The sequence below is a fragment of the Paenibacillus sp. 2TAB23 genome (assembly GCF_052115165.1).
GTDB lineage: Bacteria > Bacillota > Bacilli > Paenibacillales > Paenibacillaceae > Pristimantibacillus.
The window spans coordinates 69,493-84,969 of sequence record NZ_JBFRGD010000004.1; the positions used below are offsets into that span (position 1 = coordinate 69,493).

A 15,477-nucleotide genomic window follows, 5' to 3' on the forward strand; every position below is an offset into this window, starting at 1 on the left:
AAAACATAATATGAAACGGGATTACAGGAGCGCTAGCAATCAGCGAATCTATACGCTCTGTTGAACGATGCTGCCGCCGGCTTCATACGTTAGCAGCTTTGTGGCGATTTTATCGATAAAGAACCGGTCATGGCTTACTGTAACAACAGCTCCGGGGAAATGAATCAACGCCTGCTCCATCACCTGTATGCTCGTCAAATCAAGATGGTTGGTCGGTTCATCCAGAATGATGATCTCCGCGCCTGACAACAGGCATTTGGCTAATGCAACCCGTGCCTGCTGACCGCCAGACAGGCTTCCGATGACCTTCTGAAGATCGGCTTCCGAAAATTGCAGCATGGATAAAAACTTATTTACCTTCTTGCGAGGAGCATCGAGACCGAGTCCATAAACATTCACGGCATGACTGACTGTATCCTTCTGATCCAGCTCATCCCACATCCGGTTGAAATACGCGTAGCTAACGTCTTTCCCGAATCGAACGACGCCGGCATCCGGTTCTTCTTGCCCAGTCAGCACTTTGATTAAAGTTGACTTTCCGCTCCCGTTAGGGCCAATGATCGCAATCCGGTCTTCTTTCTGTATATCAAAGCTGACATTCTGGAATATCTGCCTGTCCCCATAGCCCTTGTGGATAGCTTCAACCGAACATAAATTGTCGGGAAACCGTAAATTCTCATAAATATCCGTAATAAGGACATTCACCGGATGAGGCTCGATCCGTTTTTTCATATCTGCTAGCTTGCGCGACAGGCGATCCTTGCCCGATTTTCGTTTGGAACGGTTATCAAGCTCCTCGGATTCCATAAGAAGCAGCTCTTCTTCCCATTCGAATTGCCGGTCAAGCTCTTTCTTGCGCAGCTTCTTCTTGCGGATATAATCGGTATAATTGCCTTCGTATTCCTGAAAATGATAGTTCTCGATCTCGATCGTACGCGTAACGACTCTATCGATAAATTGCCTATCATGTGATACGAGCACCATCGTCCCGCTAAATCGGTTCAGCCACTGCTCCAGCCAAGCCAGCCCGTCCAGATCCAAAAAATTCGTTGGCTCATCAAGCAATACGACATCCGGCAGCTCGATAAGCAGCTTCGCCAGCGCAGCGCGATTCCGCCACCCGCCCGACAGCTGATCCACGGGCTGCTGACGAGCATGCTCGTCGAATCCAAGCTTAGTCAATACCGTATCTATTTCTACCGCGGCATTCCAGCCATCATGATGCTCCATTTCCTCGAACAGCTCAGCCTGCCGATTGAGCAACCCTTCCATTTCCTTGTCGTCGGTTGTGCAACCTAGCTTCTCTCCTATTTCGCTTAGTTCACGCTCAATCGTCCAAATATGCTCATAACATAGCTCTAGCTCCTCGCGGACTGATCGGCTGCCGCTTAGCTCAGAGAACTGGGAAAAGTAGCTTACCTTTGCTTTCGGATCGACCTCAACCTTGCCGTTTGTTGGCTCTTCCCTGCCTAGAATCAGCTTGAATACGGTCGATTTGCCTGCACCGTTTCTACCAATGAGACCAATTCGGTCGCCCTTGTTTATCCGAAAATAAATATCGCGGAAAATTAGGGTATCTTCATATTTTTTCGTAACATTCTCCAACCGAATCACGCTCATGACTTTCACCTCTGTATATGGTTGTAAACCACCAGCAGGCTCTATGTCAAGCGGGGACGCGCGAGAGGACCGATCCACATCGCAGCAGCGACATGTATCGGTCCTTTCATTAGGGATTATGAATGCGTCATTCTCACAATTACTGCATCATTATGTGTGCCAATGGTTTGAGCCGCAAAGGCGTTATCGACACCGTCGAGGTTTTGAAGCCAGGCATCTTGCAATTAGGATCGAGCTCTGGGCTCGTTGCTTTATTTACGTTTTGTATGCCCCCCCAGTGCATGGGGACAAATAACGTATCTTCCCTGATTTTGTCGGTGAACCGGCTGCGAACGCTGAAGCTGCCTCTTCGCGAAGCAACCTCGATCCATTCACCGTCGATGATATGATGCTTTTTTGCCGTTTTAGGGTGAATTTCGATGTAGTTCTCCACATTTCGAGCTGCTAATGTGTGGCTTCTTCTCGTTTGAACACCGGTTAGATAATGCGACAGTACACGGCCGTTCGTCATGGTTAATGGGAATTCCTCGTTCGGCGTTTCTTGAGGGATCCGGCTGGCAACGGGAAAGAATATGGCTTTCCCGTCTGTATGGGCAAAAGTATGCTCGAACATCATGCCTTGATTCCCGTCTTCTTCTGTTGAGGTGCAAGGCCAATAAATTCCGCCTGTCGTTCTTAACCGGTCGTAGGTAATGCCGTAATAATCGGCTAAACCGCCTTTGCTTGCTATTCGCAGCTCATCAAATATTTGTTCCGCGTTCTCGAACGGGAAGTATTTCTTTTTCCCAAGATGTTCAGCGATATCGCATAAGATTCGCCAATCATGCTTCGTTTCACCTGGCGGCTCGATTGTCGATTCCCGCAATAATACGCGCCCTTCCAAATTGGTCAAGGTGCCGTCATTTTCCAAATAGGCGGTGACGGGCAACACGACATCCGCCATGACGGCAGTCTCCGAAAGAAACATATCGGCAACGACAAGAAAATCCAAGTTGCGAAGCCCTTCTTCTACTAAATCCGCATTCGGATTGGATACAACCGGATTCGAACCCATGACAAGCAGCGTGCGGATTTCGCGATTGTGAACGAGCTCCATCATCTCATAGGCTGAAACGCCTTTGCGCGGAAGCTCGTCTGGATGGATGTCCCATACGCCAGCGACATAAGCACGGTCGTGCTCGTCTTCAATATTGCGATAGCCGGGCAATTGGTCGCTCTTCTGCCCGTGTTCCCGACCGCCTTGCCCATTTCCTTGTCCGGTTACGGCACCATAGCCGCAGCCCGGTTTCCCGATTTTTCCTGTGGCTATCACCATATTCAAAAAATTCCGAACCGCGACATGCCCGTCGGTCTGCTGTTCAACGCCTCTTGCCGTAAGCACGATGCCTGTTTCTGCGGCGCCATAAGCCCTTGCAGCATTGCGGATCAAGACTTCATCAAGCCCGGTTAGCTCGGCAATGTCTTTGAGATCGACCGCTGCCAAATGCTCAACAAGCTCAGCATAACCCTTCGTCCGCTGAGCAATGAACGCTTCATCGATCAGGTTCTCTTCTAGAAGCACCTTCAGCATACCGTTAGCGAGCGCAGCGTCGGTTCCGGTCTTCAGCTGCAGATGTATATCGGCAATGGCGGCAGTTGCTGTAGCGCGCGGGTCTATCACGATAATGATAGCGCCGTTCTCCTTCGCTTTGTTGAAATAAGGCATTAAGGTAGGCTGGCACTCCGCAATATTAGTACCTGCCATAATGATGCAGCGCGCTAGCGGGATATCGGCAAGCCTGCATGTAAGTCCCCGGTCAATGCCAAACGTTTTGTTGCCTGCCGAAGCGGCGGCAGACATACAGAATCTGCCGTTGTAATCGATATATTTGGTTCCAAGCGCAACTCTGGCGAATTTGCCAAGCAGATAAGCGGATTCATTCGTCAGCGAGCCGCCTCCATAAACGCCTAGTGAATGTGGGCCGTAAGCATTGCTGCCGCTTTGGAAGCGCTCCTCTATGAGAGACATCGCTTCCTCCCAAGTGGAGGGCACAAGCTCGCCGTTTTTTTTGATTAACGGCTGCATGATTCGTTCCTTGCTCGTTGCATGCTGGTGCGCATTCATCCCTTTCACACATAAGCGTCCCTCAGAAGCCGCATTCGGTATACCTTCAATCGAATAAGCAAATCGCCGTGAGCCCGGAATCGGCAGTTCCTTCGTAATGCGAATTTTGCACTGAACGCTGCAGAATGGGCACTGTGTATCCATCGTATAACCAGCATTCACTTCAGCTGCTGCTAGCAATTGCCGCATATTTCTTCACCTTGCCTTTCGTCGGTTCTTAGCCAAAGGGCTGATGCTTTAGCCCGATCTACGAGCTCTTCCCGGTATTCGGGGTCGAGGACCATTTCCCGTATTTCCACAAGACCTTCTCGCTCGATCCACTTCCACACAGATTCGCCGTACTCTGCTTTTTCGCGGTACAGCTGAAGCAGGGAAACGGATAAGGATAGTGCAAGCCTGTCAGTTTCGGCTATTCCAATCAAATGTGCCTGCTTGACCGGGTGCTCGGAATGACCGCCGGCATAGATTTCCCATCCGGCAGGTGCCCCGGTAATGCCGAGATCATGAACCAAAACGCCTGCTGCCTGATGAAGGCCGGATGTGATGGCCGTCCTCACGGCAGTAGGGTAAGACAATTCGCTGCAAGAAGCTTGGAGCAAGCTGCCTAGTGAATGTGAATCAAATGTCGCGCTGCTATTTATGCCAAGCTCATAATGAGCGTTTACATGCAGCCGGTTGGCATGAACGATCCATGCATCTGCGTTACTGTTCATCATGGCTTTTTGGTTGTGGAGCGAAGCATAATATTGAATAGCAGCTCTGCAAATGGCGCAGCCGGATGGCCGACTCCATCCCAGCATAGCCATACGTTCGTTTGGCGCGATGACCGGATCGGCGGCGATAGCCGCTTTCAGCATTTCGTGACTGGTCTCCGTACAGCTGCAGATAGGCTCAGCCTGCGCTGACATGCCTGCTTTTCCATGTTGGAGCGCATACTGCACGATCGCGTCTACCATAGGGCGACAGCCGCCGCAGGAGCTCGATGCCTTTGTACAATCCCGCACTTGGTCGGTCGTTTGCATGCCTTCCTCCAGCACAGCACACATGATAGCCCCTTTGCTTACCGCGTTGCAAGCACAAACCGTTTCACGATCAGGCATATTTGCGATGAGCTCTTCATTCGCGCTGCTTCCGCCCGAAGTCGCTTTCGTAGCCAGCTCGGTGATCGATGCCTGCTTTTTAACGAGATTCAATAGCTGCGTGCCTTCTGAGGAATCGCCGAACAATATGGCGCCTTTCACGATTCCATCCTTCATCGTAACCTTCTTATAAGTGCCTTTGATTCCATCGTAGATTTGGACAGCTGTCTCGGCTTGATCAGACTGGATGTCTCCTGCGGAAAAAACCTCAACGCCGGACACTTTTAGCTGCGCATAGGGGACCGATCCCAGATAAGGCTCCGTCAACTGACCGCATAATGTACTAGCGAGCACTTTTCCTTGTTCGTATAGCGGAGCTACCAGCCCATATGCAACACCTCGATGCTCTGCACATTCACCTACCGCATATACATTTCGCATGCTTGTTCGCATATAGTCATCCACGACAATGGCGCGGTTCGTTTCAATTCCGCTTTTTTTGGCAAGCTCAATATTCGGGCGAATCCCGACAGAAACGACGATGAGGTCAGCATCGAGCGTGTTCCCGTTTGTGAAACGAATGCCTTTGGCTCTATTTAAACCGATAATGCTGTCTGTTTCTTTGCTCAGCCAGAACTTCATGCCCTGATCTTCCAATTCCTTGCGCAATAAATCTGCCGACATTCGGTCAAGCTGCCTATTCATTAAGTAAGGCGCATTATGAATGACGTCGGTTTCCATTCCTAAGTTAAGCAAGCCTCTCGCGGCTTCTAAACCGAGCAATCCGCCGCCGATGACAGCGGCTTTCTTATATTTTTTGGCATAGGTCATCATCGTTTGGCAATCGTTTATATTACGGAAGGAGATGACTCCTTGTTTATGGATACCGGCTATTGGCGGGATAAATGCAGAAGATCCTGTTGCTATAATGAGATGGTCATAATCCGTTCGGATGCCCGATACGGTTTTGACGAATTGTGAATCCGTATTGATTTGGGCGACGGTTTCGCTCGTGTACAAGCGAATCCCCTTCTCCTCATACCACGACCAATCATTGATGACAATGCTCTCTATAGAGGAATCGCCTTGAAGAACCTTAGACAACAATATTCGATTATAATTGGGATGCGGCTCATTGCCAAAAACAGTAATTTGATATTTGAGAGGAGCTAGCTTGATTATTTCCTCCACGCATCTGATACCTGCCATGCCGTTTCCGATAACGACTAATTTTTCTCTACTCATGTATGTTCACATCCACTCGCATGTTTTTGCTAAATCGTTAGAGAAACAAATCGGACTTCTTGACCAGCTTCGGCACCTGCCCCGCCGGCCTCTATAATGACGAGCGCATTCGCTCTGGCAAACGCGGCTACATTGCCCGACTTGTCGTTGCGCAGCGGTTCAACCATCCACTCTTTTTCCCCTCGATATACGAATGCACGCGCATATCTCGGGTATGGCGAAGGCTTATGGATACCATCGATCAACCGTCCATCTAGCCAAACGGATCGGTATTCATTTCTGCCTGCCGCTTTCAATACGACGGGACGAAGGAGAAGCTCAAGTCCCGCGAAGCAAGCTGATGGATTGCCAGACAAGCAGACCAGCAGCTTGGATCCGAATTGGTACGCTGAAGTCGGAGTACCTGGTCTCATGACCACTTTGGTAAATAAGGGAATGCCGCCAATATTTTCTGCGGCAAGCTTTACATAATCATAATCTCCAACTGAAACCCCGCCTGTAGTGACTACGATATCGGCTTGCTCCAAAGCCTTTGTAAGATAAGCTTCCAACGTTTGCTGGCAATCCGGCACCGGATTGTGCCGGATGACTTTGGCGCCGAGCTCGCGGAGCCTTGCCGATACCATATAACCGTTCGCGTCATATATTTGACCAGTGTTTCTTTGATCGCCAGGTATAGTCAATTCATCTCCGACAGGGATGACCGCTATGACAGGCTGTTTATATACCTTTACCTCCGTTTGTCCAAAAGAGGCTAGCACGGCGATTTCCTTTGCTCCAATCGCTGCACCGCGATAAAGTACCTTCATTCCTTGAGGGACGTCCTCTCCTCTTTCGGCGATATGCTGGCCACGCGGATACGAGCGATCGATTTGTACGGAGGGGTTGCCGATGATACTCTTTCGTTCAACAGCTGTTTCCTGCATAACAACACAATCATAACTTGCCGGTACCGGTGCTCCTGTGAATATTCGTACAGCATTCATGATACCTTCATCCATCGCATAATCCGTTTCAACGTACCCTGCGCGAATTTCGTCTCTAACTTCCAGCAATACCGGCCGCTCTTTGCTGGCGCCGGTTGAGGCTGATGAGCAAATCGCATAGCCGTCCATGGCCGCTCGGCGAAACGGGGGAAGCGGAAATGGGCTTTCAAAGTCGGATGCAAGCACTCTTGATAGGGCTTCTTCTAATGGAATCTTCTCGAACGGCGGCTCTTTTCTATCTCGTGTCAACTTCATGACGGCTATGGAAACAGAAGCTGTAAGCGGGTTTTGCACGCTAATGACCGACATTTAATCCCCCCCAGCCCATTGTTTAATAAAAATGAACAGAAAAAACCCTTTCCCGCGTTTGGGGAAAAGGCATCGTTGCCGTTTGAGCTCGCACGCCACTGTGCATGACTCGTTCTATAGAATATAGATTAGTTGATGGCTGAATATATGTCAATATATATAACACCAAATTTCAAATTTACGGCATCACAAAAAATAATTGTGTAAGGTATATTGACATGCACATTACGTGATCTTATAATTCGAGTTGGGATTACAAATTTGTGATCCAATCATAATCAGTAATTAGGTCGCACAATGACGTGCAACCAATGGCAATGAGGCCGCATTTCGTTCCTATTCAAGGACGAATTGCGGCTTTTTAGGTTTCATTACAGAGAATAAGGGAGAGATTAGGATGGAGAAAAAAGGATTTTGGCAAAGCGGGCATAAACCTACATTATTTAGTGCATTTCTTTATTTTGACATGAGCTTCATGATTTGGGTGTTAATCGGCCCACTAGCCGTTATTATTGCAGCTGACTACCCGATGGATCCCGTTCAGAAAGCGAATCTTGTTGCGCTTCCTATATTAGGAGGCTCCATTCTGAGATTGGTGTTAGGTTTCATGACTGATTATATCGGACCGAAGCGAACCGCTCAGTTCGGTATGCTGTTTACCCTTGTCCCATTAATTATGGGCTGGAAATTTGTTGATTCCTTAGATCAGCTTTATATCGTAGCTTTGCTGCTCGGGGTTGCTGGCGCTTCATTTGCTGCTGCCTTGCCTCTGGCTAGTCAATGGTATTCAAAGGAACATCAAGGACTCGCGATGGGAATCGCGGGAGCCGGCAACAGCGGTACGGTTATTTCAACGCTGTTTGCGAATCGTATCGCGCAGCATTACGGAAGCTGGGAGGTTGTATTCGGACTAGCCATCATTCCGATCGTTCTTGTGTTTATCATATTTACGATATTTGCGAAAAACAGTCCTAATCGTCCTGCTCCAAAAAAGCTTTCGCAATATGCTCAGGTGCTTAAGCAAGGTGATGCATGGGTATTCTGCGCATTCTATTGTGTAACATTTGGCGGGTTTGTCGGACTGTCAAATTACTTAACCATTTTCTTCAATACGCAGTACGGCCTCTCTCCTGTTCGGGCAGCCGACTTTACTACCTTCTGTGTGATCGCAGGCAGCTTCTTCCGCCCTGTTGGCGGCTATTTGTCAGACAAAATCGGCGGCGCGAAAATGTTAACCATCCTTTATGCAGGAGCCGGTTTGATGCTGGCAGCCGTTGCTTCCCTGCCTGCATTGCCTATCGTTATCACGATGCTCTTCATCGGCATGATGTGTCTCGGAGCCGGCAACGGTTCGGTATTCCAGCTCGTTCCTCAGCGCTTTGGCAGTGAGCTTGGCCTCATGACTGGCATTATCGGCGCAGCAGGCGGGCTTGGCGGATATGCTTTGCCTCTCATTCTCGGTCAGCTGTATCAATCTACCGGTTCGTATACATCAGGTTTCCTCATTTTGAGCGCAGTGACGCTGGGATCACTTGTCTTGTTAACGGTTATGCAAACCAAATGGAAAACCAAATGGATGGCCAAAGGCGGAAAAGCACAATTGGACGGCATGTCTGATGTGTCCCATGTTAATGTGTAACAAATTCAAATTGTTTGTATAACACTTAAAATACCCTTAGACAGCTAACCGCTAGTCTAAGGGTATTTTATTTTCTTTCAAAAACTGCTTCATGAATAGCCGTTTTGGATTTTGCAGCAGCTTCGACATGGATTCGGTCCAGCGGTCATTTCGCGCTCCATTCGTTCTTTCAGCATAATAGCTGGATATGTCTCGATCGTACTCGCGCAGCTGCTGAGCGAGCTGTTCTTGATTCAGATTGTAGCTATTCTCGTGATACACGTTTAATATGGGCAATCGCGGCTTCAAGTCCGAATGGTTTGACGGGAATCCCACACTTAGTCCGAACAAAGGAATTACACGCTCCGGCGTATGAATCAGCTTTGCGACAGCAGGCAGCTCATTTCTCAGTCCGCCGATATAGCAAATGCCTAACCCCATTGACTCGGCGGCGACTGCCGCGTTCTGGGCTGCCAAAGCGGTGTCGATAAGGCCAATCATAAACATTTCAGTGGAACTCAAGGTTTGCTCCATCTTTTCCGTTAGCTCACCATTCAATTCGGCAGCTAGCTCCAGTCGATGCAGGTCCAAGCAGAACACGAAAAAATGACCGTTTTTTGCTACATAAGCTTGATTTCCTGCGAGCTCAGCCAGCTTTCCTTTCACTTCTTGGTCTGTTATGCCGATGATGGTGTAGGCTTGCACGTAACTGGAGGTTGAGGCAGCTTGTGCGCTTTGCACGATGGTATGTATTTGTTCCTCCGTTAAGGGCTTGTCTAGGTATGAACGAATGGAGCGGTGGTTCAATAACAGCTCGATAGTAGCGTTCACCGGATCACGTCCTTTTTTATTGTAGGATTATTTCTGCCATGAATAGAATACTCCCAATAAGGATACTAAACCAACCCAAATATTTTGAAACTTTACGCTCTTTGTTTAAACCTGCTATTTCGAAGCTGCGGACATCAATGACAAGGATCAAAATTCCGCTCAGCAAACAAAGCAATATGACATAATTTAAATAACTCATCGTATAACTCTCGCCAATCATCCTGTATGGGTTCCCTCCTCTTTTTATGGATACTACACTACTGGGCTTTCATCCCTATGCGCCGGATTTTCAACGAAACCTTGACGTCGAATTCGCAATCCTTGTACATGCTTCGCCAACCTTCTGCTGTTTTGACATGCGCATTCCAGAATTGTGGCTTGAAAGCCCGGACATATTCGCCAAAGCCGAATATATCTGAACCTTTTGCTTGTGTTTTCTTGATCAGATTGGAGTAAAATAGAACCGACATTCCCTCTTGTTTCTTCTCAATCGCTCGCAAAATGTTAGGATCATTGATCTTTAAATTCTCGTTTAGCTTCGCTTCTAAATTAAGCTCGATATCAATATCTATCGTAAAATGCGGAACATTCTCTCGAATATTCACTTTAATTTTTGATTTTCGATGCGTCGCATTGGTCATGACACTTTCCGATGATTGATCGAGCTGAATATATACGCGGTATCCGGCTGGATTGACACCCTTCATACCCAAATATCCGGCTATTTCCAATGGTTTAGTCGCACCAACCATCTTGGCTCCATTGAAATAAGCAAGCCCGATAATCCCGACATTCTCTTCTTTTTTCATTTCCACATAAGGCAAAAAGCCTTCCTGTCCTTTTTTGGACACGTTGCTCCAGAAAACTCCAATATAGTCCTTGGGGAATTTCCCCATCCGGATGCCTTCATCCAAGGTGGACATGAGATAGAGAGCAGGAACCCTCTCGAGCTGAGGGGTTGCATTCATGAACTTGAGCGCGTTTCCCTTCGCAATCATCAGCCATGCCATTCGCCTTACCTCTGGGTTTCTGCGGAAATAATCGTTTACATTTTCAAGTCCTTTTCGTGCTAATTTCTCGGAGACTACAATAACGCGCAAATGTCCGAAAAACAGCTTGCTTGATACTTGCTGCTGTAAATTCATAAACGCATCATCAATACTGTGGCCTACCACATCAATAACCCATACCGTCTCACCGGCAGAGCCTTTTCCACCGCCGCCTTCTCCTGGTCCGAGCGGTATTCTGCCAGGCAAGGCGATTTGCACCGCAACACGAACCATTCCCATTGAAGGCGGAGGGATGGATCCGCTGATATGCGAAACCTCATCCTCTTCCTCTTCAGCTTCTTTGGCTTGTTCGTCAGACACGGTATCGATAGACACACCTAACACGACCGCTCTCTCCTCTATTTCAAGCCGATCCCAGCACCCGGTAAGGAATGGAATCACGACACTAAAGCAGCAAATTACTTTAACGATTGGGATCCACTGTTTGTTGCGCAACGGGATTACCTCTCTTCTTGCGAAGAATTGAAATAAATAACAGCAATGTTGGATAACCGATCGTCATATACAATCCGATTCGACCGACCCCTTCGATAATTTCATACATTTGCACAATATTTTGCGGCAGCATCGCCGTAACGAATACAAAAGGCAGGAGAAAATACGAGAATTGCTTGTGCTCGCGCAAACGGAATAGATTGCTGATAAAATAAATCGTCAAATAATAACTCGAAAACAGCGTTGTGAATACAGCTGTTACCCAGACGGCCAAAAAAGCAGCATCCAGCCGCTCCAAAATATTCGCCGGCAAAGATGTCGCTTTGGCTAATTCAAGGGTCGGCCACAATAGCTGCTTGATTTCCTCTGAGCCAAATACGCTGACCGCTGCAGCTACTATGATGACATAAAGACCACCTGCAATCAGAATGCCCCATAAGCTTGCTTTCATTGCTTTGCTTGGTTTTTTCATCGCGGGAATGACGGCTGTCAACACGAAGGTACCCTGAAACAAGGCTGCTATCGTAAGCATTCCTTTTAGCATTTTTTTAGGATCAGTCCCCCAAACCGGCAATAAATTAATCACTTCTGCGTTTTTCAAGGAAAGAGCAGCAATTAACAGCACGGGCACGAGCAGCAATGGGAAATAAAAGGTATGGATGTAGGCAAATGTGATGATGTTATTCCGGGTAGATATGGCAGCGAGCAGCAGCATGACGATTACCGTAACCTCTACTGGCGTTGATTTTAAGACGGAAGTTACGACAACCTCTCCAAACTCTCGTGCCGTAAGCGAGGTCAGTACGGAGAAAAAAATAATGATGAGCACACTGCCAACCCGAGCTACACTTTTGCCGATGATCAGTTCGCTATATTGAATGAAGGTATGATTTGGAAATCTCATGCCCAGCAAGGTTACTAGCACCAAGCCGATAACCGCAAGCAGCACACCAAGCATCGTAACTAACGGTGCGCCTGAATCCGCTGCTTGCACGGCAAAAAGCGGAAGCGCCAGCACTCCGACGCCAATGATGGTGCTAACGAGAATTGCCGCCGCTTGGATGACGGTTATTTGACGAGATTCCATTTCGTTATCCTCCCTGCTGGTTTTTATCATTCTTCGGATCAAGCGCATTAGTTGTGGACGCTTCAAGCTCTTCAAATGATTGCTTATTGACCCGATCAGTATCCACGGGCTGTAGAAATGATGGCCGTTTGTTCATCCACCATAACGGGCCTCTAATCAACAAATCCTTCATGCCTTGGAACTCAGCAGGCACAAGCGGGCTTAAATAAGGTACTCCGAACGATTTCAGCGACAAGAGATGATTGGCGATTAAGATTAGACCAATCATGACGCCGTATAGTCCGAAAATACCAGCCATTATAATTAGCGGAAAACGCAGCAGCCTAAGTGCCAAGGCAGCATTATAAGCTGGCGTAGCGAACGATCCAATCGTCGTTAAGGCAATAATCACGATCGTAATCGGACTGGAAAAGCCCGCAGATACTGCCGCTTGCCCGATGACGAGGACCCCTACAATGGAAAGGGCTCCGCCGACCTGCTGCGGCAGGCGAATCGTAGCTTCGCGCAAAATTTCCATGGAAATTTCAATGATTAACACCTCAATGACCGCCGGAAAAGGTACTCCTGCTCTTCCTCCTGCTACGGCAACGGCAAATTCTGTCGGGATCAGCTCCGGGTTGAAGGAAATGATAGATACATAAATAGCAGGGAAGATAAGTGAGAACATTAACGCGATAAGTCTAGCCAATCGGATTGAGCTCATAAGCAGAAATCGTTCCGTGTAATCCTCAATCGTTTGATAAAATTGGCTAAATACGGTAGGCACGAGTAAAGCTAAAGGTGATCCATCCACGAGGATGGACACTCTGCCCTCAAGCAGATTAGCAACAACCTTATCCGGGCGTTCCGTATATTGCACCTGCGGGAAAGGCGAATAATGATTGTCCTCGATAAATTGTTCAATATAGCCTGAATCAAGAATCCCGTCTATATCAATTTTTGATAATCGCGCATTCACTTCCTTGACAAGCTCTGGATTTGTAAGGCCGTCCATGTAACAAACGGCCACTTTCGATTTCGTTCGCAATCCGAGCTCCATCGTCTCAATACGGAGATCAGGCGACTGCAGCCGATAGCGAATTAACGAAATATTCGTTCCAAGCGGCTCTATAAACCCTTCGCGTGGTCCTCTAATGACCTGTTCGGTTGCTGGCTGGTCGATGGAACGTTTGTCGATGCTTCTCGTTTCAAATAGAAATGCTTCTTCAAGCCCTTCTACCGCTACAACAGTTTCCCCTCTTAGAATACTCTCGATCAGTGTAGAGAGATAAGACTCGTATTTGCACTCGCTGTGGTAAAGCGCGTCATTATGCAGCACTTCTTTAAGCTGATCAATTGGAACGTGTTTGTCTTGCAAATGCGGTGGCATATACATAAGCGGTTTCAGAATATCAAGATTAATGACGTTTGGATTAACCATATTGCAGAAATATATGATGACTGCATCATATTGCCCAAAAACATGGAATTTGCGAATTGTAAGATCTACGTTTACGCCTAGTATTTCATCAATAAAGGCGATCGTAGCATCGATTTCGGCAGTTATTTTTTTATCTTTCAGGCTGTCCAGCGTCTGGCTTGGGCCTTTCTTAATGGGCATAGCCTGCTTTTTCTTGTTTCCATATGTAGGCATGTGTCACCAACCGATCTTTGTAAGATGACTTTAGGCAAAATGAGATTGGTAATATTGCTCACATTTGTAGCTTTTACCATTCGTTTCGAAATTAGTCATCGCTTTTTGAGCGGTTCAAAAGCAACTAAAAAAGCCAGGAGAGACCGATTAGTCGGTCTCTCCTGGCTTTCATGCTACAGATTTACTTTTCTATTTGCTTCGCAGTACCGTTCGTATAGCCGACAATGACTTGACTAGCCATTCCGATAAACAATCCGTTATCCACTACTCCTGGTATAAGCTGCAGCGCGGAATGAAGCTCCACGGCACTCGGAATGCTGCCCAAATGGCAATCGGCAATATAGTTGCCGTTATCGGTTACGTAGGGCTTAACGCCGGCTTGCCGCAAAACTGGCTGACAACCAAGCTTCTCCAGCTTGCGCATCGTTATCTCAAATCCAAAGGTTATGATTTCTACAGGCAAAGGGAATCGTCCAAGTTCTGCAACCACCTTGCTCTCATCAACGACTATAATGAGCTGCTTGCTGGCTGAAGCTACGATTTTCTCGCGCAGGAGTGCCCCTCCGCCGCCCTTAATTAGATTCCAATTGGAATCGACCTCATCAGCGCCGTCAATCGTTACGTCAATGTAATCGATATCCGATGCTGCAATCAGCGGAATGCCAAGGCTAATGGCGAGCTCCTCAGATTGCTTGGAAGTCGCAATTGCTTGAATAGTAAGTCCTTCTTGGACTCTTTGCCCGATTTTTTGAATGGCATAATAGGCGGTTGAACCGGTTCCTAAACCGACAATCATTCCGTCAACAATAGATTCCGTCGCTTTTTCAGCAGCCAGTTTCTTAGATTCCATTACTTATCCCCTCCTCTTCCGATTACAGCGTTAAATAGTAGTGAAAATACGTTTCATCCTTCTCATAGCCATTACGCTCGTATAGGCGCTGTGCAATGGCATTGTCACACGCCGTACTGAGTTCTAAGCCCTTCGCGCCGTTCTCTAGCGCGTAAGTCTTGGCGCGATCGAGAAGCAGCTCTGCGACGCCTTGTCCTCTATCACTCTCTATGACATAAAGATCATTCAATATGAAAGCTCTTTTCATCGACACGGATGAAAAAATCGGATAAAGCTGAGTAAAGGCAATCATTTTCGAGCTTTCAGGCTTTATCGCTTTAAAAATGATCGATTGCTCCAGCTGCATTCTATCCGTTAAAAATTGTTGGGCTCTAGGTACGTCGGACAATTGCTTATAAAAGATTCGATATTCATTAAATAAGGTTGCCAACTGTTCAACATCCTTAATCGTCGCTCTGGAAATTTCAATATCCAATGCCGCACCTCCAAGCCAATCTATTGTCCCAATTAGTATAACAGTCCTAATTCAGGATGAATACTAGAAAATCGAAGCGCTATTTATGTCGTTAATTATTAAGGTGACGCTACCAATAACCGACAAACATCACAT

General features: G+C 47.4%; 12 protein-coding genes. 1 reads left to right on the forward strand and 11 read right to left on the reverse strand.

Annotated features, from left to right (window positions below; all coding sequences use genetic code 11):
• Positions 1-48 precede the first annotated feature (48 nt).
• From AB4Z29_RS07675 to AB4Z29_RS07690, 4 genes are all read right to left on the reverse strand, one after another.
• Positions 49-1,620, reverse strand: a complete 1,572-nt coding sequence (locus tag AB4Z29_RS07675) for an ABC-F family ATP-binding cassette domain-containing protein (RefSeq protein ID WP_441942481.1) — start codon at positions 1,618-1,620, stop codon at positions 49-51.
• 139 nt (positions 1,621-1,759) lie between these two features.
• A complete protein-coding gene (gene nasC / locus AB4Z29_RS07680; protein ID WP_441942482.1) occupies positions 1,760-3,913 on the reverse strand; it encodes an assimilatory nitrate reductase catalytic subunit NasC in 2,154 nt (717 codons plus the stop codon).
• Positions 3,898-6,048, reverse strand: coding sequence for a nitrite reductase large subunit NirB (gene nirB, locus AB4Z29_RS07685; protein WP_441942483.1), 2,151 nt, complete (start codon positions 6,046-6,048; stop codon positions 3,898-3,900). Before nirB ends, nasC begins: the two co-directional genes overlap by 16 nt.
• A gap of 29 nt (positions 6,049-6,077) precedes the next feature.
• Positions 6,078-7,343: a molybdopterin molybdotransferase MoeA gene (locus AB4Z29_RS07690; protein ID WP_441942484.1), complete on the reverse strand. Its 1,266-nt coding sequence runs from the start codon at positions 7,341-7,343 to the stop codon at positions 6,078-6,080.
• Positions 7,344-7,740: 397 nt separating this feature from the next.
• Between AB4Z29_RS07690 and AB4Z29_RS07695 the strand changes: the two genes are divergently transcribed.
• Complete coding sequence (locus tag AB4Z29_RS07695) at positions 7,741-8,982, forward strand: nitrate/nitrite transporter (protein ID WP_441942485.1); 1,242 nt, start codon at positions 7,741-7,743, stop codon at positions 8,980-8,982.
• Positions 8,983-9,033: 51 nt separating this feature from the next.
• Here the strand turns inward: AB4Z29_RS07695 and nfsA are convergent, their stop codons facing one another.
• From nfsA to AB4Z29_RS07730, 7 genes are all read right to left on the reverse strand, one after another.
• The gene (nfsA, locus tag AB4Z29_RS07700; protein WP_441942486.1) at positions 9,034-9,792 is read right to left on the reverse strand and encodes an oxygen-insensitive NADPH nitroreductase; all 759 of its coding nucleotides are present in this window, start codon (positions 9,790-9,792) and stop codon (positions 9,034-9,036) included.
• A gap of 16 nt (positions 9,793-9,808) precedes the next feature.
• On the reverse strand, positions 9,809-10,012 hold the full coding sequence (locus AB4Z29_RS07705; RefSeq protein WP_441942487.1) for a CLC_0170 family protein: 204 nt from the start codon (positions 10,010-10,012) through the stop codon (positions 9,809-9,811).
• Between the two features lie 37 nt (positions 10,013-10,049).
• The gene (locus tag AB4Z29_RS07710) at positions 10,050-11,297 is read right to left on the reverse strand and encodes a Ger(x)C family spore germination protein (RefSeq protein ID WP_441942488.1); all 1,248 of its coding nucleotides are present in this window, start codon (positions 11,295-11,297) and stop codon (positions 10,050-10,052) included.
• Positions 11,266-12,384, reverse strand: a complete 1,119-nt coding sequence (locus AB4Z29_RS07715) for a GerAB/ArcD/ProY family transporter (protein ID WP_441942489.1) — start codon at positions 12,382-12,384, stop codon at positions 11,266-11,268. The genes AB4Z29_RS07710 and AB4Z29_RS07715 overlap by 32 nt, the downstream gene beginning before the upstream one ends.
• 4 nt (positions 12,385-12,388) lie before the next feature.
• Positions 12,389-14,017: a spore germination protein gene (locus AB4Z29_RS07720; RefSeq protein ID WP_441942490.1), complete on the reverse strand. Its 1,629-nt coding sequence runs from the start codon at positions 14,015-14,017 to the stop codon at positions 12,389-12,391.
• A gap of 181 nt (positions 14,018-14,198) precedes the next feature.
• A complete protein-coding gene (rpiA, locus tag AB4Z29_RS07725; protein ID WP_441942491.1) occupies positions 14,199-14,867 on the reverse strand; it encodes a ribose-5-phosphate isomerase RpiA in 669 nt (222 codons plus the stop codon).
• Positions 14,868-14,889: 22 nt separating this feature from the next.
• Positions 14,890-15,336, reverse strand: a complete 447-nt coding sequence (locus AB4Z29_RS07730) for a GNAT family N-acetyltransferase (RefSeq protein WP_441942808.1) — start codon at positions 15,334-15,336, stop codon at positions 14,890-14,892.
• Positions 15,337-15,477 lie beyond the last annotated feature (141 nt).

Bases quoted from the DNA above. Each gene is read 5' to 3' on its own strand.
- AB4Z29_RS07695 (WP_441942485.1), top strand. From the start codon at position 7,741: ATGGAGAAAAAAGGATTTTGGCAAAGCGGGCATAAACCTACATTATTT.
- AB4Z29_RS07715 (WP_441942489.1), bottom strand. From the start codon at position 12,384: ATGGAATCTCGTCAAATAACCGTCATCCAAGCGGCGGCAATTCTCGTT.
- AB4Z29_RS07690 (WP_441942484.1), bottom strand. From the start codon at position 7,343: ATGTCGGTCATTAGCGTGCAAAACCCGCTTACAGCTTCTGTTTCCATA.
- AB4Z29_RS07720 (WP_441942490.1), bottom strand. From the start codon at position 14,017: ATGCCTACATATGGAAACAAGAAAAAGCAGGCTATGCCCATTAAGAAA.
- nirB (WP_441942483.1), bottom strand. From the start codon at position 6,048: ATGAGTAGAGAAAAATTAGTCGTTATCGGAAACGGCATGGCAGGTATC.
- AB4Z29_RS07705 (WP_441942487.1), bottom strand. From the start codon at position 10,012: ATGATTGGCGAGAGTTATACGATGAGTTATTTAAATTATGTCATATTG.
- nasC (WP_441942482.1), bottom strand. From the start codon at position 3,913: ATGCGGCAATTGCTAGCAGCAGCTGAAGTGAATGCTGGTTATACGATG.
- rpiA (WP_441942491.1), bottom strand. From the start codon at position 14,867: ATGGAATCTAAGAAACTGGCTGCTGAAAAAGCGACGGAATCTATTGTT.
- AB4Z29_RS07675 (WP_441942481.1), bottom strand. From the start codon at position 1,620: ATGAGCGTGATTCGGTTGGAGAATGTTACGAAAAAATATGAAGATACC.